Annotated in this window: 13 protein-coding genes; 11 read left to right on the forward strand and 2 right to left on the reverse strand. The window is 33.7% G+C overall.

Annotation, left to right across the window (positions count from 1 at the left end; all coding sequences use genetic code 11):
• Positions 1-56: 56 nt before the first annotated feature.
• From ACVBED_RS10335 to ACVBED_RS10355, 5 genes are all read left to right on the forward strand, one after another.
• Positions 57-1,385 (forward strand): PSP1 domain-containing protein, encoded by a 1,329-nt coding sequence (locus ACVBED_RS10335; protein WP_473094967.1) that lies wholly within the window; start codon positions 57-59, stop codon positions 1,383-1,385.
• On the forward strand, positions 1,372-1,833 hold the full coding sequence (locus ACVBED_RS10340; RefSeq protein WP_473094968.1) for a gliding motility lipoprotein GldH: 462 nt from the start codon (positions 1,372-1,374) through the stop codon (positions 1,831-1,833). The genes ACVBED_RS10335 and ACVBED_RS10340 overlap by 14 nt, the downstream gene beginning before the upstream one ends.
• Positions 1,834-1,837: 4 nt before the next feature.
• Positions 1,838-4,219: a transglycosylase domain-containing protein gene (locus ACVBED_RS10345; protein WP_473094969.1), complete on the forward strand. Its 2,382-nt coding sequence runs from the start codon at positions 1,838-1,840 to the stop codon at positions 4,217-4,219.
• An 86-nt stretch (positions 4,220-4,305) separates the two neighbouring features.
• Entirely contained in the window at positions 4,306-5,844 is a 1,539-nt protein-coding gene (locus ACVBED_RS10350) for a protein adenylyltransferase SelO (protein ID WP_473094970.1), read from the forward strand.
• Between the two features lie 29 nt (positions 5,845-5,873).
• Positions 5,874-7,148: a DUF6080 domain-containing protein gene (locus ACVBED_RS10355; RefSeq protein WP_447120203.1), complete on the forward strand. Its 1,275-nt coding sequence runs from the start codon at positions 5,874-5,876 to the stop codon at positions 7,146-7,148.
• Between the two features lie 35 nt (positions 7,149-7,183).
• Here ACVBED_RS10355 and ACVBED_RS10360 read toward each other — a convergent pair whose 3' ends face one another.
• Entirely contained in the window at positions 7,184-8,065 is an 882-nt protein-coding gene (locus ACVBED_RS10360) for a cupin-like domain-containing protein (protein ID WP_447120204.1), read from the reverse strand.
• 178 nt (positions 8,066-8,243) lie between these two features.
• Here ACVBED_RS10360 and ACVBED_RS10365 point away from each other — a divergent pair, with 178 nt between their 5' ends.
• Together ACVBED_RS10365 and ACVBED_RS10370 are read left to right on the forward strand one after the other, a co-directional pair.
• Positions 8,244-10,901: a TonB-dependent receptor gene (locus tag ACVBED_RS10365; protein ID WP_473094971.1), complete on the forward strand. Its 2,658-nt coding sequence runs from the start codon at positions 8,244-8,246 to the stop codon at positions 10,899-10,901.
• Position 10,902: 1 nt separating this feature from the next.
• On the forward strand, positions 10,903-11,772 hold the full coding sequence (locus tag ACVBED_RS10370) for a GLPGLI family protein (RefSeq protein WP_447120207.1): 870 nt from the start codon (positions 10,903-10,905) through the stop codon (positions 11,770-11,772).
• 66 nt (positions 11,773-11,838) lie between these two features.
• Here the strand turns inward: ACVBED_RS10370 and ACVBED_RS10375 are convergent, their stop codons facing one another.
• The gene (locus ACVBED_RS10375; RefSeq protein WP_447120208.1) at positions 11,839-12,333 is read right to left on the reverse strand and encodes a DinB family protein; all 495 of its coding nucleotides are present in this window, start codon (positions 12,331-12,333) and stop codon (positions 11,839-11,841) included.
• 116 nt (positions 12,334-12,449) lie between these two features.
• On the opposite strand from ACVBED_RS10375, the gene ACVBED_RS10380 reads away from it, so the two are divergent.
• The 4 genes from ACVBED_RS10380 (at position 12,450) to glmM (ending at position 17,716) form a co-directional block, all read left to right on the forward strand.
• On the forward strand, positions 12,450-13,334 hold the full coding sequence (locus ACVBED_RS10380) for a GLPGLI family protein (RefSeq protein ID WP_447120209.1): 885 nt from the start codon (positions 12,450-12,452) through the stop codon (positions 13,332-13,334).
• A 133-nt stretch (positions 13,335-13,467) separates the two neighbouring features.
• On the forward strand, positions 13,468-13,722 hold the full coding sequence (locus ACVBED_RS10385) for a FeoA family protein (RefSeq protein ID WP_447120210.1): 255 nt from the start codon (positions 13,468-13,470) through the stop codon (positions 13,720-13,722).
• A gap of 93 nt (positions 13,723-13,815) precedes the next feature.
• Positions 13,816-15,846, forward strand: coding sequence for a ferrous iron transport protein B (gene feoB, locus ACVBED_RS10390; protein ID WP_447120211.1), 2,031 nt, complete (start codon positions 13,816-13,818; stop codon positions 15,844-15,846).
• 487 nt (positions 15,847-16,333) lie between these two features.
• Entirely contained in the window at positions 16,334-17,716 is a 1,383-nt protein-coding gene (gene glmM / locus ACVBED_RS10395; RefSeq protein WP_447120212.1) for a phosphoglucosamine mutase, read from the forward strand.
• Positions 17,717-17,873: the final 157 nt, after the last annotated feature.

Genomic DNA, 17,873 nt, shown 5'->3' on the forward strand with positions numbered 1-17,873 from the left:
TAAATATTCTAATTTAAAATTATACTAGATTTGCAATTAATATAAAATAAAAAAATATGAGTTGTGGATGCAAAACATCCGGCGATTCTTCCCATTCTTGTGGCACAAAGAGCTCAAATGGGTGTGATAGTGTAGATACATGCGGTAATAGTTATAAATTAAGTGTTTTTGATTGGCTTTCAGACGTTCGATCTCCTTCTATTTCTAATAATGAATGGGTAGAAGTGAGATTTAAAAATGAAAGAAAGTTTTTTTTTAAAAATGTTAATAACCTGCCGTTACATATAGGAAGCATTGTCACAGTAGAATCCAGTCCGGGACATGATGTAGGAGTAGTAAGTCTTACAGGAGAATTGGTAAATATTCAAATGAAGAAAAAACACCATCCTGAGAATGAAATTTTAAAAGTTTACCGTTTAGCTACCCAGAGAGATGTTGAAGTTTGGCAGGGATTACGTGAAAAGGAAGAATCGATAAAAATACAGGCAAGGAAAATTTCTTATGCATTGCAACTTGAAATGAAAATTTCAGATGTAGAATACCAGGGAGATGGCGCAAAATTAACATTTTATTACACCGCAGATAATCGTGTGGATTTCCGTATTTTAATTAAAGAATTTGCCGGAACTTTTCGTTCTAAAATCGATATGAAGCAAATTGGTTATCGCCAGGAAGCTGCAAAATTAGGTGGAATTGGTTCTTGCGGTAGAGAATTATGTTGTTCAACTTGGTTGACGGATTTCCGCTCTGTTAATACTAATGCCGCGCGTTATCAACAATTAAGCATAAATCCGCAGAAATTAGCCGGGCAATGTGGAAAATTGAAATGCTGTTTAAATTATGAACTGGATTCCTATTTAGATACTTTAAGTCATTTTCCTTCTTCAAATACGACTTTAGATACAGAAAATGGTAAAGCATTTTGTATTAAAATCGATGTTTTTAAAAGAAAAATGTGGTTTGCTTACGCTGATAAGGCAATGGCTTGGTATGATCTGCACATTGATGACGTTAAAGAATTAATGGCGATGAATAAAGCCGGTAAAAAAGCCACGCCATTAGAAGAAGTTCGTGTGACTGAGATTAAGGAAAAGGCTGTAGATATTATTCAGGAAAATAATATGGATCGTTTTGAAAAGAAGAATACTTCAAAAAACAGAAACAGCCGTAATAAAAATACGAAACCGAATAATAATAACAATAGTAATGCGCAGAATAATGCGCCTCAGAATACGAAACTGCAGAATAACAATCCTCAAAATAAGGTTTCGCAAAATAGTTCGTCAGAAAACAATCCAATTTCTGCAGACGCGAATACTAATAAACCAAAAAAGAAGTTTAAGAAAAAATATCCGCCAAATCCAAATAATAATGCACAGAGTTAGTGGCTTTTTATTACTCATATTAATTTGCCTTTCCTGTACCAAAAAAGACAAAATGGTAGATGTGAAAAGCTTAAACAGTAAATGGAATAAAAAGCAAAAACTGGACTTCAAGTTTAACACCGAAGACACAGAAAAAGCAAAAAATATTATATTTGTGGTAAGAAACAACAATGATTATCCCTATAGCAATTTGCGCTTGATCGTAAATCTTGAATCTCCAGATAAGAAAATTAAAACAGATACACTGAATTATATTTTAGCTAAACCTAACGGAGAATGGATCGGAACGGGTTTTGGGGAAACAAAAGAAATTTTATTTCAATATAAATTAAATTATAAATTTACTGAAAAAGGAGTTTATAACATTAATGTAACGCAAGCCATGAGAAGAGACATTCTTCCAGGCATAGAAGATTTAGGTATCAAAATAGAATCTGCAAAGCCTTAAAATAATGGAAAACAACACAGGAACAGGCAAAAAAACATCTGCGACATTTCCTTTACCACCGAAAAAAAATAAAAATACCGGCTATAAAAAATTTGTCAAGTTTATTTGGGTGGGACTTATAGCGGTAGTATTGGGGATTTCAGGTTTGTTTTTTGCAGTGTCACAGGGCTTTTTGGGGGAAATGCCAAATGTTCAGGAACTGGAAAATCCTGACATTTACGTTGCTTCAGAAATTTGGTCTTCAGATGGTGTAATGCTGGGCAAATTTGAAAAAGAAAAAACCCAGCCAGTTGTTTATAAAGATCTGCCTCCTTTCTTAATTTATGCTCTACAAGCTAAAGAAGATGAGCGGTTTAAAGAACATTCAGGCATTGATTTAAAATCTATCGCACGTGCCATATTTTTTCGCGGTGAACGTGGTGGTGGTTCTACAATTACACAGCAATTAGCAAAATTACTTTTTACAAAAAAAGCATCTCAAAATAAAATCGGCAGAGCCTTCCAGAAATTAAAAGAGTGGAGCGTGGCGGTAAGTTTAGAGCGGATCTATACCAAAGACGAAATCATCACTTTATATTTTAATAAATTTGATTTCCTTTTTAACGCTAATGGAATTGAAATGGCTTCCAGGGTTTATTTTAATAAAAAAACCAGTCAATTGACTCTTCCGGAAGCGACAATCCTTGTAGCAATGCTCGAAAATCCGGTAAAGAATAATCCGTACAGACATCCTGAAACTGCCAAAGTGAGAAGAGATGTCGTTTTGCTGCAAATGAAAGAAACGGGTTACATAGACGAAGCAACTTACACTAAAGCTATTTCTGAACCCGTGAAAGTGGATTTTCATCCTATAAAAACGATTGATCAAGGTTATTCTGCTTACTACAAATATTATCTGCGAAAAGAAATAGACGGATATTTAAAGGATTACGAAAAGAAAACAGGTAAAGTATTGAATCTTTATAAGGACGGTCTTAAAATATTTGTAACCTTAGATTCAAAAATGCAGATTTATGCAGAAGAGGCAATAAAAGAACACCTTACGGATCTGCAGAAAAGGTTTGATAGTGAACAGCGCGGTCGGAAATTAGCACCTTTTTATTTTTTAAATCAAAAAGAAATTGATGGTTTGATGCTTCAGGCGATGAAGAGAACAGGTCGTTACCAGCAATTAAAAGCGGCAAATGTTCCCGATGATTCCATTATGATTGACTTTAAAACGCCTACAAAAATGTCAAGATTTTCTTGGGGAGGCGAGGAAGAAGTAGAAATGTCACCGTACGATTCCATTAGATATCACAAACAAATCGCACAGGCAGGTTTAATGTCAATGGATCCTGCAACTGGTGATATCAAAGCTTGGGTCGGGGGAATTAACTGGCAGCATTATCAATATGATCATGTAAAACAGGGTAAAAGACAAGTTGGATCTACTTTTAAACCATTCGTTTATGCGGCTGCGATTATAAATTTAGGAAAAACCCCTTGTTCAATTGTTTCAAACGCACCTTTTCAAAAAGGAAATTATCGGGTTTCTGAAGCTGGACCAAGCTCTATGACTTACAGACAGGCTTTATCAAGATCCCAAAATCCACCTGCCGTAAGAACGATGGATGAAGTTGGTCCAGATAATGTTATAAAACTTGCCCGCGATATGGGAGTTACAAGTGATATGCAAAGTAATTTAACAACCGCTTTGGGTTCCTCAGATATCACGATTTACGAAATGTTGGGTGCTTATAATACTTTTGCCAACTATGGAAATTATATAAAACCTGAAATGATCTGGCGAATTCAAACTCCAAATGGGCTTGTAATAAAAGAGGTGAAACCAGTTATAAAAGAAGTGATGAATGAGTTGTATGCATATACAATGATCGATATGATGAAAGGCGTAACTGAACCCGGCGGAACTGCTTTTGGAGAACTTACCAGACGGGGAGTTTCACAATCTATCGATATTGCAGCCAAAACTGGAACAACTCAAAATAACTCTGATGGTTGGTTCATGGGAATTACACCAAAATTAGCAACCGGCGTTTGGGTAGGTTGGGAAGATAGAGCAACTCACTTTGCAGGAACCGGCGAAGGGCAGGGAGCAAGAATGGCGCTTCCGATATGGGCAATTTTTATGAAAAAAGTCTGGGCAGATAAAACTTTAAATATATCGCCTGATGATAAGTTTTTAAAACCTTCAAACTGGACGGGCAATTGTGATGATTTGCGTGGATTGGGCGGCGGTTACGGCGATGAAGGTGGTCTACAAACAATAGATCAAATTAAAAACCCAAACCCACCTTCTGAACCCAAAAAATCACCTGCAAAAAAAGAAGATAACGTTAATGAAAAAATTAATTCTTCTGACGGAGTTGATTTTAATAAATAAAAAATAGTAGTAGTTAAACTAAAAGTCTTTCAGAAATGGAAGGCTTTTTGTTTTTTTGAAACCTAAAATTTTGCTAAATTGTAACTATGAATTTATCTAAAATAACTTCCCCTTTCATATCAAAATTTCCCGGTGATTTATCTGGAAATACCCAGCAACGGCAGACTCCGGATATTTTATTTTGTACTATAAAACCAGTAGAATTTGAAAATCCTGAAATAATTTGTTTTAATGAGGAACTTTCGGACGAAATTGGTTTGGGATCAATTGACTCAAATGATTTACAATTTTTAGCCGGAAAAAATTTACCGGAAAATATTCAGACTTACGCTACAGCTTACGCCGGACATCAGTTCGGAAATTGGGCTGGACAATTAGGTGACGGACGAGCAATATATCTTGGCGAAATTTTAAATCAATTTAATCAAAAAACAGAACTTCAATACAAAGGCGCGGGTGCAACACCGTACTCAAGAAATGCTGATGGACGCGCAGTTTTGCGTTCTTCAGTAAGAGAATATTTAATGAGTGAAGCAATGCATTTTTTAGGAATTAAAACAACGCGTGCTTTAAGTTTAGTGAAAACGAGCGAAAAAGTTCTTCGAGACGAACAATACAATGGAAATGCGCGGTATGAAGAAGGTGCAGTTATTATCAGAACTGCCGAATCATTTCTGAGATTTGGTCATTTCGAGTTGTTATCTGCCCGAAAAGAAATTGATACCTTGAAAAATTTATCAGATTTCACCATTGAAAATTATTTCACTGAAATCGATAAAAATGATGCAGAAAAGTACGCAAAATGGTTTAACGAAATTTCTGAAAAAACCGCAGATTTAATGGTTGACTGGTTTCGCGTAGGATTTGTACACGGGGTTATGAATACTGATAATATGTCAGTTTTAGGCCTAACAATAGACTTTGGACCGTTTTCTTTTTTAGATGAATATGATTTAAATTTTACTCCAAATACCACCGATTTACCCGGCAGAAGATATGCTTTCGGAAATCAAGGAAAAATAGCACAATGGAATCTTTGGCAATTGGCTAACGCACTTTTTCCGCTGATAAAAGATCAAAAAACAGTGGAAGACATTTTAAATAACTTTGGTCTTTATTTCTGGAAAAAACATGATGAAATGCTTGCTAATAAATTTGGTTTTGATGAAGTTCTGGAACAGGATCTAGAGTTTTTTAGCCAATGGCAGAGGATGATGCAAGATTTAAAAATAGATCACACTTTGTTTTTTAATAAGTTAGAATTAATAGGTGAATCTTCAGATCTTACATTTTTTAATGACGCGTTTTATGAAGATTTGAGAGAAGAATCAAAAATTTCATTTAACAATTTCCTTAAAATTTACCTCGAAAGATTGAAAGTAAATAAAATTTTACGGGAAGAATCTCAAAATTTAATGGCTAAAAATAATCCAAAATTTATTCTTCGGAATTATCTGCTTTATGAATGCATTGCCGAATTAAATATAGGAAAAACTGAACTTTTGGAAAAATTGCAAATTGCCTTAAAACAGCCTTATCAAGAAATTTATCCAGAATTTTCATTAAAGAGACCTTCTAAATATGAAGATGTAGTTGGTAGTTCAAGTTTATCCTGTAGTTCTTAAAAAATCGTAATTTTGCGAAAAATTTAGCCTTGCATTTCAAACAAAAATCTTCAGACTTTTTAAAAACTATTTTTCCCAGTCAATGGAATGAATTTTTTTTATTTGTATTTTTCTTTATACTTTACGGCATTCTCGGCAGTTTTATTGCGCTGAATTGCAGAATTATTTTTGACAACAGAATTCCATGGGATGCTTATTTCAGCTTTGATAATCGCGCTATCGTCATGACAGGCGGTGGATTTGAAAGACATCCGCTTTCCAATTATTTTTTTGACGGCATTAGAAATTTTGCTTTTTGGATCTCAGGCGGTAAAATGGACGCTACCTTTCGACTGGTTTTAGCTTGGTGCAGCAATTTTGCGATCAGTTTAAGTTTAGTTCAGATTTTTAAATATTTAAAAAATATTATCAGACTTCCTTTAAAAATCTCCCTTTTAATTGTAGCTTTTTTCGCACTTTTCTCGACTAATATCTTACTTTCTTTTACCCCCGAAACCTATACTTACACTTTGTTTTTCTTGGTTTTATTTAATTATTATTCTGCTTTAAAATTAAGAAAAGATGAAAAAATATCGGGTTCTGCAATGGTGCTTTCTACCATTTTTATCGGCGGATTAACGATTACAAATGCCGTGAAAGTCTTTATACCCGTTTTATTTGAGAAAAAACTTTTTTGGGACTGGAAGAGAATTTTAAATGCAGTTGTACGCGCTGTAGTTTCTGTGGTTATTTTTATTTTGCTTTATTTGAACCGTCTCAATTTTGACTATTCAAGAATCTTTGCAAAAACTGGCGAGCAGTATGAAAAATTTTCAAAACCGAAAATCACTCCACTTTGGGATATGATATCTTCCTGGTTTCTGGGCGGCAACATTTTATTCTCAAATTTTGTAATCCGGGATTATCACAATGCATCAGGTTTTAAGTATAAAGCTCTGTTTATGGAAGTTTACAGCAGTTGGATTCCTTATGTTTTTGTCGCTGTTATTTTTAGTCTCATTATCTGGAGTTACGTCAAAAATTTTAAAAATAAGCTAGTTCAGATTCTGATGATCTCTTTGCTGGTAGATGTTATGATTCACTGTGTTCTGAAATTTGGCTTGCACACAGCCTACATTTATGGCGGACATTTCGTTTTCGTCTATCCACTTTTATTAGGCTGGCTATTTTATGCTTATAAAAATTCACCTAAAATCCAGACAGTTCTGTATTTGACAACAAGTGTTTTAGTTATTTATTTAGGCATCAACAACTTTATTAGAATGGAGGAGTTTTTTGATTTTCTAAATATGTATTACCAATAAAAAAAACGCTTTCAATTGGTGAAAGCGTTTTAATTTTATTTCGGTAAACCCTTTTCTAAGGCTTTGTTTGCAATTTCTACGGCTTTTTTCTCTTTCCAGTCCATGTATCTGTTTTTATACCGGCCTTTCATGATATTATCAAAATTGCGCTGTACTGCAAGATTCCAAAGTGAGTGGGCTTTTACAGCCCAAGATTGATCCCAAGCCCGCTGTGAAATAGAAAAACTTCCATCTAAATATTTCATATAATGCCAGCAACCAGTCGGCATAAATAAAGTATCACCATGTTCTAAGAAACATTCCACACCTTCTACACCATCTAAAGCAGGGTAATTTTTAAAATCAGGTTTAGAAATATCATAATCTTCCAGCGCATAAGTAGCGTATGGTAATTTGTACAAACGCTCTTTCCATTTATAATCAAACAAAAGAACGTGTTTTCTGCCGTTAAAATGGGTGTGGAAAATATGCGGCATATCAATATCAAAATGCAAAAAAGTTTCCGAGCCTTCCCCGCCAAAGAACATTGCGGGATGTTTATCTAAAAATCCGCCCATAAGATCTTTGGGTGAAATGTAATCATCGAGTAATTTTGGTGCTTCTTTAATAGGATCAAATAGAAAAATACGAAGATCTGTCGGTGTACTTTTGATTAAATCAATATAATCTGTAAACTTCATTTTTGCACTTGCCGTATTTATTGGCGCTGATGGATCCGCTTTTGCGCTGTTATACAAAGGAACTTCTACATCACCAACGGTTTCCTTTAAATATTCCATCGTCCATTTTTTGTAAGCAGGCCATTTTTTTGCCAGATTTTTAATGACAACTGGTTTACGCGGTTTCAGATATTTTTCAAAAAATTCTTCTTTTGAAATATCGTCGACAATGTCTATGGGTTTTAAATGAAGCGGCATATATTTATCTTAATGGGCAAATTTAGAAAAAAAAACAATAGAATTTTTTAAATTATTTTAACTTATCGATTTTTAAAACATCTTACACTTGAGCAAAGTAAAATCGTAATACTAACTATTTGAAGAGATTTGTAACAATTAATGGACGATGCTTACTAATTTGAAAGAAATTTATACTATGAAAAAAGTTTTACTCATTTTCTTATTTTCCATTTCAGGAATTATGTTTTCACAACATACGATTTCAGGCAAAATTACAGATTCTGATGGTCAGGCAATTCCAAGCGCAAGTGTCACTATCGAAGAAACTGGAAAAGATGCCATCATTGCTTATTCTATTACGAATTCTAAAGGCGAATATAAAGTCACATTTACAACAGCTGAGCCAAATGTAGATTTAAAAATAAAAGCGTTTAACCAAAAACCGATATTAAAATCACTATCAAATACAACTCAGACTTCTAATTTTAGCTTAGAATCCCAAGCAACGGAAATAAAAGAAGTAAAAATAAAAACTAAAATGATCACCAAACGCGGTGATACTATTTCTTACGATCTAAAAGCATTTGAGAATAAAAGTGACCGTTCTTTAGCCGATGTTTTAAAGAAAATCCCGGGAATTGAAGTTAATCCCGACGGTTCAGTTTTGTACCAGGGTGAAGCGATCAATAAATTTTATGTTAACGGTAAAGATTTAATGGAAGGTGCCTACGGAAGTATTAACAATGCTTTACCGAAAGATGCCGTGCAAAAAGTGGAAGTTTTAGAAAATCACCAACCCATAAAAATGCTGCAGGACAAAGTACCCTCTGAGAAAGCGGCACTGAACGTTGTTTTAAAAAAATCTGTTACCATGACTGGTCGTGGTGAAGTGGGTGTCGGTTTTGCAGATCCATTTGTTTACAATGTAAAATTAACTCCAATGTTCTTCGGTCAAAAAGCGCAATGGGTAGTAAACTATAAAACCAATAATAATGGGGAATCTGTAGAGAATGACGGTAATTTATTGTCCTTTGGAAATCGATATGAAGGAAGAAGAGAAAATGTTTCGCAAAATAATTGGATTGATGTTGAAAAAGCGTCCACGCCCAGCTTACCGGAAAAACGTTATTTATTTAACAATGTTCATTATTTAGCCGCCAATTTTTTAACAAATATTGACAAAAATAAATTGTGGGAACTGAAAGGTAACGCCAGCTATACAAATAACGCGGTTGACAGAGACTATTTTCAACAAACCACAAATTTACAGACCAACACGTCATACGTAACAACTATTAAAAATAAATTATACACTGACAAATTAAAAGGAGAGTTAATTTTTACTAAAAACGCTAAAAAAGGTTTCTTTAAAAACACAACTACATTTTCCCAGTTTTGGAATGGAAACCGTGCCGATGTTAGTCGAAACAGCGTAAATGGTTTGCAAAGCGCAGGCGAAAGCGTAAACTCCCCAACCTCATCGTTTCAGAATTCATTAAGCACTATTATTCCTTGGAAGGATAAAATGGTAAACCTAATGTCATATATCAATTATCAAAATGACTCGCAGAATCTCGAAATTGTGCCAGCAAATTACACGAGCATTTTCCCGACAAACGCAGATAAAATTCAGCAGGATTTCAAACTGAAAACATTTGAGGCAGATCATTCTGTAAATTTAGGTTTCAGCGCAAAAAACTGGACTTTTACACCAGAATTCGGTTTTGATTATAATTATACGCTTTTAAATACGCAGATTCTTGGTTTTAATAATAACGGCAGGTTTGGTTATCCGGCCGCCTATACCAATGATTTAAAATTTACAACTGCAAAACCTTACGCACAAGTGGGTGTCAACTATAAAAGTGATTCCTGGATGTTGTACTCAAATTTTCCCGTGAATTTTAACAGCATTAAAGCAGATGACCCAAGAACCAACGTTTCAAAAAATTTAAATAAAGTTACGTTTGAGCCTAATGGTTTTGCGCAGTATTCCTTTGCCTCCTTCTGGAAAGCCAGTATTTTTGGTAATATTAATTATAATTTTGGTTCTATTCAAGATACGTATGCAGGATATCTTTTGACGAATCCAGCGTCCATCAATGCTATCCCAGCAAATACGCCAGTTTCTGAGAGCATTGGCAAAAGCATTGGTCCAAGATTAGAATACAGAAATCCTTTAAACAATTTATTTTTTAATGTAAGATATTCTTACAATACCAATAAAAATAATCTTATCGCCTCACCGACTATTAGTGACGCCGGATATACAATTTTAAATTATCAGAGGCTGGATAACTCTTCCAATTCAAACCGTGAAAGCGTAGAAGTGGGTAAATATTTTCCAAAATTTAAAACAAACGCTTCTGTAAGTGCGTCTAATAGTGCAAGCGTGGCAGATCAATTACAAAATGGAACATTCTTCCAAAGCAAAAGCACTTCTCAAAATTTTGGCTTTAAATTTAACAACGCTTATTTTTCCTGGATGAGTTTAGATTTTAATTTCACCAAATCCTGGAATAAACAAAACAGTATTTTTAACCAAAGTAAAAGCACCGGTTACAATCATAACTTAACCGCAGCTTTTTATCCTTTAGAAAATAATATTGTAACTTTTAATTGGGATCAGATCAACTCGGCGCAAGGAATCAATCATTATAAGAATGCCTTTTATGACATCGCATATCAATACACTTGGGCAAAAAAGAAAATCGATTTTGAGCTAAAGTGGTTGAATATTGCCAATAGAAGAGTTTTTGAAACATTTAATAATGGCGCAGTTCTGCAATCATTTACAAGATACCAACTTCGTCCAACCCAGGTAATGTTTACGGTGAAATTTAATTTCAAGTAAAATGCAAAAACTAAGTCTTATTTTTCTCTTAATTATTTTTGCGGCGCACGCGCAAAATACAAGAGTGATCTATGAGTATAAGTTTAAATCTGATTCTTTAAGTAAAGACAGTCTTAAAAAAGAATGGATGTATCTTGATATTGATAAGAATGGCTCCAAGTTTTATAGCAAATCCAAATTTGAAAATGATTCTATAATGATTGAATCAGTTCGGAAACAATTGGCAATTAATTCTAAAAACTTAAGTATTTCTCGTCAGTCGAATTCAGGCGATGTTGATTTTTCTGTAGATAAAATATATCCAGATTATCAAATATTTCTCAATACGAACGTTGATAATGACAAATACCGTGTTTTAGAAGACCGCAAATTAGTTTGGAAAATTTTACCGCAAGATGATAAAATTGAAAACTATAAGGTACAAAAAGCAACTACAGATTTTGCCGGTCGAAAATGGACGGCTTGGTTTACCACAGAAATTCCGATTCAAGATGGTCCATATAAATTTCAAGGACTTCCTGGTCTAATTTTGAAGATGGAAGATGCTTCAAAAACGCATGAGTTTTTAATGAAAGGTTTAAAAAAGTTCAGCGTAGTTGCTTCTGACGAAATTAAAAGTGAGAAAGTCCCTGCTTTTTTTAATAGAAAACCCCTAGAAGTTAGCCGTAAACAATATCTTGTTCAGTTAGAAAAATACAGAAAAGATCCGGTTCAAGGTATGCGGGAAATGCTGAATATGCCAAATTCTAAAGTTAAAATAAATATTAACGGCCAAGAATTTTCTGAGCCAAAAGATGTTTTACGAGAAATGGAAAAGAACGCAAAAGCTGAAATGGCGAAAAATAATAATAAAATAGAGCTGAAACCTTAAAAATAAAATTCCCACCTTTAGTAGACGGGAATTTTTATTTTAGATATTATTGAATATTATCCTCTACTAAAATCCTGTATCCGCACTTGGCCCATAACTTCCGGGCAAATGAACATTATTTAAGCGGTAATAAACGCCAAGTTGCGCACGGTGATGTGTAATTTGGTTTAAAGAATGACGGATCGCTTCGTATTTATTAAAATCCATTAAAACCGTCTCCCCATTATTCATCGTCCAGCGCTTATCAAGGTCTTCTTCTTTTGCATGATCTAACGCCGTTTTTCCTTTTTGAAAGTCGCTTTCCAGCTTTTGAATGAGATCTTCTTTTTTCTCTAAAAAAGTAGGTTTATAATCTCCTTTTGCAAAGTCTAATTTTTCTGTATTTAATATAGTTTCTGGCCAAGCAAACACTTCCACCAAATGCGTTGCCAACGGCATCATTTTCATACTTTTGTCGTGTGGCGCATAATCATTTTTACCATCCGGGAAATTAGCAATAAATTTTTTTGTGATTTCGTATTCGTCTTTGTACTCTTTTTGTAAATTTTCTAAAGCATCCATTTTATATAAGTTTTATAATTAATAATTTGTAAAATTGATTGTAATTTTTAGAAATCTACCCAAAGTTATGTAACAAAAATTTAAATTGGCTACTAATTAAATTAAATAACAACATAATGAAAAAATACTTTTCAATAGTTTTTCTTGCAGTTGCGTTTCTTTTAAATGCGCAGGTTACAGCCAATCGTTTTTTTTATGAACTTACTTTTAAGCCGAAACAGGATTCTGCAAAAGTGGAAAAAGTAATGACGATCTTAGATATTACTAAAGACAAATCCCTTTACCGTGATTATACCTTGGTGGCGCAGGATTCCATCATGAAAATTGCAGTTGAGGAAATGCAAAAATCCGGCGCTTTCAAGGATATTTCTAAAACCATCACAATGCCTAAATTTGGATTTAAAGTTGAGAAATCATATCCAAGTATGAAAGAAACTTATAGTGATAGAATTTCAAGCGGCTTTACACCGTTACAAATTGCTTATAATGAAGAACCAAAATTCAATTGGAAAATTTCTAGTGAAAAAGAAAAAATTGGCGATTATAATACTCAGAAGGCTACTACCGATTTTGGCGGAAGACAATGGACAGCCTGGTTTTCTACAGATCTTCCTTTTCAGGATGGACCTTATAAATTTGAAGGTTTACCGGGGCTGATTGTTAAAGTAGAAGATTCCGGAAAAAATTATTCCTGGTTATTGAGAGGAAATAAAAAAGTAGAAAATTTTCAGGAATTATCTTACGCCGAAACCATTACACCGGGTGGAGCAGGCAAATTAACAATTGTACCGCGGGATAAATTTGAAAAATCCATGACTGAGTATAAAAAAGATCCGTTTGCAACAATGAGACCAATGCTTACGAAAGAAATGATGGATAGAAAAATACCGGGAATGGACGGAACAATTGGTGATATGCTAAAAAAACAAGAAAAAATGACCCGCGATTTTTTTGGTGCAAATAATAATCCTATAGAAATGTACATGCCCACAAAAAAATAAGAAATTTTTAGTAGTGGTTTTAAGATCCAGAAGTTTTATACTTCTGGATCTTTTTATGACATATTCCCATCTTTATAAATTTCCTTATTTAGATTAAATTTAAATAAGTATATTTGTGCTTCAAAATAGAACATTGAAAGCAGACTTATCTAATAAATTATGTTGCTTCCCAAAAAATAAAGTTGGGATAATAGAAGGTTATGATAATGATAATCTAAAAATGCCGACGAAAATTATTGAGATGGGGCTTCTACCTGAAACAATTTTCAAAATACTTTATCAGGCACCTTTTAAAGGACCGCTTTATATAGAATTTGGTGAAGAAAAAAGCAGGATTGCACTACGCGAAGAAGAAGCCCAGTATATTTTTGTAAAAGAAGCACTATAATTTATTAAAAAATAAGGCACTGAAGATTTCTAACAATTTAAAAATTTAGATTTTAGTCTAACAGATAATTTCTAGAATGTAATTTCTAATTAAATGTCCAAAAACAAACAGGAAATAATTTTAGTTGGCAACCCAAATGTCGGGAAATCCACTATTTTTAATTGGCTTTGTAACAAAAAACAAAAGACAGGAAATTATGCCGGTGTAACTGTGGCAAGCCAATCCGGGAACTACGTATTTCAGGAGCAAGAAGTTGAAGTTATAGATTTACCCGGTTCTTATAGCGTTTACCCCGGTTCTGAAGACGAAGCCATTTTCACAAAATATTTAATAGACGAACAGCAAAATTATGCCGGCGTCGTCTATGTTTTAGAAGCACTGAGCATTAAAAGAGGTCTTCTACTTTTCCAACAAATACAAGATTTAGGAATCCCCGTTTTATTAGTTGTTAATCAAATTGATCAGGCGCAAAGACGCGGTATCAATTTAGATTTAGAACTGCTTTCAAAATTATTGAAAGTGACCATCATTAAAACCAATGCAAAAGCAAATATTGGGATTGATGATATTAGAGAAGCCGTGTTTAAAGAACAGTTTTCTGTTTCTTCAGAGGTTTCTTTTGAAATTCCAATGGCGCAAAAAGGTTTGGTTTTTAAAATTCTAGAAAACATTCACGAAAGTAACCAGTATAAAGTTTGGACGCTTTTAGCCTCTGAAACGTATCTCGGCAAACTTGAAACTGTGAATGACCAATTAATGCAGAATGATGTTAAATGTTTGGTCCCTAAACGGTTACAAGTTCAAGAAACGGTTCGGCGTTATCAAAAAATTGATGAAATCGTTTCTAAAGTTTTAACTAAAAAACCGCAATTTAAAGAACTCTTAACAGAGAAATTAGATAAAGTCTTAGTTCATCCTGTTTTTGGTTATATTATTTTTGCGCTTGTTTTATTATTAATTTTCCAAAGTGTCTTCTTTTTGGCAGATTATCCCATGAAATGGATTGAGCAATTTTTTATTGCATTTTCTAATTTCACAGCAACGCATCTTCCAGCGGGACCAATAAATTCTTTAATTTCTAATGGAATAATTCCTGGAATTGGCGGCATTATGGTTTTTGCGCCGCAGATCGGGATTCTATTATATTTCCTTTATTTACTGGAAGATTCCGGTTATATGGCGCGTGTCATATTTTTAATGGATCGTTTTCTAAAACCGTTTGGTTTAAACGGGAAAAGCATCGTTCCTTTAGTTTCTGGGACGGCGTGTGCAATTCCGGCGATTATGTCCACCAGAAATATTGAAAATGTAAAAGAGAGATTGATAACAATCTTGGTAACGCCTTTTATGACGTGTTCTGCGAGACTTCCCGTTTACAGTATTATTATTGCTTTAGTTATTTCAGACAAAACATTTTTAGGAATTCAGTATAAAGCATTCATGTTAATGTTCATGTATTTTCTGGGATTTTTCATGGCTTTAGTTGCTTCATTTATTTTAAAAAAAATTATAAAAGATACCTCAAGAAGTTTCTTGGTAATGGATTTGCCGGCTTATAAAATGCCGCTTTGGCGTTATAATTTTAAATTAACTTTAGGCAAAGTCTGGGAATTTATTACTGGCGCAGGGAAAATAATTTTTATCGTAAGTATAATTATTTGGGTTTTCAGTTATTTCGGACCGCCAAAACAAAGCACTCAATTTGTTTCTACCAACGTAAAACTTGAAAATTCTTATTTGGCAAAAATGGGAAAAACTATTGAACCCGCAATTGCGCCGCTTGGCTACGATTGGAAAATGGGCGTTGGGATTTTAACAAGTTTTGTTGCTCGTGAAGTTTTTGTCGGCACAATGTCCACTTTATATTCTTTGGATGATGATGCGCCACAAACGCGAATGATTGATAAAATGCGAAATGACACAAAACCCAATGGTGATAAAGTTTTCAATTTTGCGACTGGACTTTCTATTTTAATTTTCTATGCGTTCGCTATGCAATGCGTTTCTACAATTGCGGTAGTTTATAAGGAAACAAAATCCTGGCGCTGGACTTTGGTGCAACTTTTGGGTATGTCTGGCTTGGCATATTTTGCCTCGCTCATTGTTTATCAAGTTTTTAAGTGATAATCATTTAAATTAATCGTAACTTTAAGATTATGGATACTTTAATATTTCAATACGTCACCATTGCCGTCATTTTTCTTGCGGCGGGTTTTTACTTAATTAAAATTATCGCTAAAAATTTCACTACAAAAAAGCAAGTTAAAGGCGAGTTCGGCTGCGACAGAGAGTGTGGCCATTAAAATCTTTAACACTATTTATCATTTGATTTAAAATAATTCTAAACTTAAAATTATGAATTCTTTACAATTTCAATATCTCATCATCACGCTCGTTTTTCTTTTTGCGGGTTTTTACCTTTATAAAATTGTTAGAAAAAATCTTTCCTTTAAAAAGTTTAAAAAAAGTAAATCTGGTTGTGATAAAAACTGCGGCTGCTCCTGATTTTCTTATTTAATTCAGAATTAAAAATTGAGTTGCTGTTTCTAAATTCTAACTTCTCTTCTAATTTCTGTATTTTTGCATAAGCAAATATTTAATAATTTTTTTTATGTCTTTAATAAAAAGTATATCCGGAATCCGCGGTACAATCGGTGGAAAAGTTGATGAAAACCTCACGCCGTTAGATGTGGTTAAATTTTCAGCCGCTTTCGGAACCTGGCTTCAAACAAATAAAAATAAAAAAAATCTGACCATTGTTGTGGGTCGTGATGCGAGGATTTCCGGTAAAATGGTTAATTCTTTGGTTTGCGCTACTTTGCAAGGGCTGGGAATTAATGTGATAGATTTAGGACTTTCTACGACGCCAACTGTTGAAATAATGGTCCCAGAATTAAACGCAGATGGCGGCATAATTTTAACTGCTTCTCATAATCCAAAAGAGTGGAACGCTTTAAAATTATTGAATGAGAAAGGCGAATTTATCAATAGTGAAAACGGAGCAGATGTTTTAAAACTAGCCGCCGATGAAAGTTTTGATTTTGCTGAAGTTGATCATTTGGGCACATATGAAACACGCGAAGATGCATTTGACATTCACATTCAGAAGATTTTAGATTTACCGATGGTTGATGCGGATGCTATAAAAGCAAAAAAATATAAAGTGGTTCTAGATGCCGTAAATTCTACTGGTGGAATAGCAATTCCGATGCTTTTGGATAAATTAGGCTGCGAAACAATTAAATTATACTGTGAACCAAACGGTCAATTTCCGCACAATCCGGAACCTTTGAAAGAACATTTAGGAGATATTTGTGAACTGGTAAAATCGGAGAAAGCAGACGTTGGAATTGTCGTTGATCCTGATGTTGACCGATTGGCTTTGGTCGATGAAAACGGCAATTTGTTTGGTGAAGAATATACTTTAGTTGCCGTTGCAGATTATTTATTAAAAAATAAAAAAGGCGTTGCGGTTTCAAATTTAAGTTCAAGCCGTGCTTTAAGAGATATTGCAAAAAAGTATGGTTCAGATTATTTTGCAAGCGCCGTTGGCGAAGTAAATGTGGTGAATTTAATGAAAGAGAAAAATGCTGTAATTGGCGGGGAAGGAAACGGTGGCATTATTTATCCAGATTTGCATTACGGCAGAGATTCTTTGGTTGGTGTCGCTTTGTTTTTAACACATTTAGCAAAAGAAAATAAAACAGTTTCGGAATTGCGCGCGACTTATCCAAGTTATTTTATGGGTAAGAAGAAAATACAATTAACACCGGAAATAGATGTCGATTCGCTTTTAACAAAAATGGAAAAAGAGTATCAAAACGAAGAAGTTTCTACAGTTGATGGTGTAAAAATAGATTTTGAAAATAATTGGGTACATTTAAGAAAATCTAATACAGAACCAATTATCAGAATCTACACGGAAGCCTTTTCACAGGAAGAAGCTGATGATTTAGGCGATAAAATGATTGAGAAAATTAAAAGTTTAATTTAAATTTTGCTTAACTTTATTTAAAACTTTAGAGACATTAGCAAAGAACACGTTCTTTATAATGAAGCTTTGGAAGTATTTAGAAGAAAAAAAAATATTAATTAAAAAACTTTTTCAAAACTGTAAAATATTTACAGAAATAGAAAAAACAAAAATACAT

This window comes from Halpernia sp. GG3 (assembly GCF_052976925.2).

What these genes read in the sequence shown, in the direction of transcription:
- ACVBED_RS10335 (WP_473094967.1), top strand. Translation starts at nt 57, where the DNA reads ATGAGTTGTGGATGCAAAACATCCGGCGATTCTTCCCATTCTTGTGGC.
- ACVBED_RS10340 (WP_473094968.1), top strand. Translation starts at nt 1,372, where the DNA reads ATGCACAGAGTTAGTGGCTTTTTATTACTCATATTAATTTGCCTTTCC.
- ACVBED_RS10345 (WP_473094969.1), top strand. Translation starts at nt 1,838, where the DNA reads ATGGAAAACAACACAGGAACAGGCAAAAAAACATCTGCGACATTTCCT.
- ACVBED_RS10350 (WP_473094970.1), top strand. Translation starts at nt 4,306, where the DNA reads ATGAATTTATCTAAAATAACTTCCCCTTTCATATCAAAATTTCCCGGT.
- ACVBED_RS10360 (WP_447120204.1), bottom strand. Translation starts at nt 8,065, where the DNA reads ATGCCGCTTCATTTAAAACCCATAGACATTGTCGACGATATTTCAAAA.
- ACVBED_RS10365 (WP_473094971.1), top strand. Translation starts at nt 8,244, where the DNA reads ATGAAAAAAGTTTTACTCATTTTCTTATTTTCCATTTCAGGAATTATG.
- ACVBED_RS10370 (WP_447120207.1), top strand. Translation starts at nt 10,903, where the DNA reads ATGCAAAAACTAAGTCTTATTTTTCTCTTAATTATTTTTGCGGCGCAC.
- ACVBED_RS10375 (WP_447120208.1), bottom strand. Translation starts at nt 12,333, where the DNA reads ATGGATGCTTTAGAAAATTTACAAAAAGAGTACAAAGACGAATACGAA.
- ACVBED_RS10380 (WP_447120209.1), top strand. Translation starts at nt 12,450, where the DNA reads ATGAAAAAATACTTTTCAATAGTTTTTCTTGCAGTTGCGTTTCTTTTA.
- feoB (WP_447120211.1), top strand. Translation starts at nt 13,816, where the DNA reads ATGTCCAAAAACAAACAGGAAATAATTTTAGTTGGCAACCCAAATGTC.
- glmM (WP_447120212.1), top strand. Translation starts at nt 16,334, where the DNA reads ATGTCTTTAATAAAAAGTATATCCGGAATCCGCGGTACAATCGGTGGA.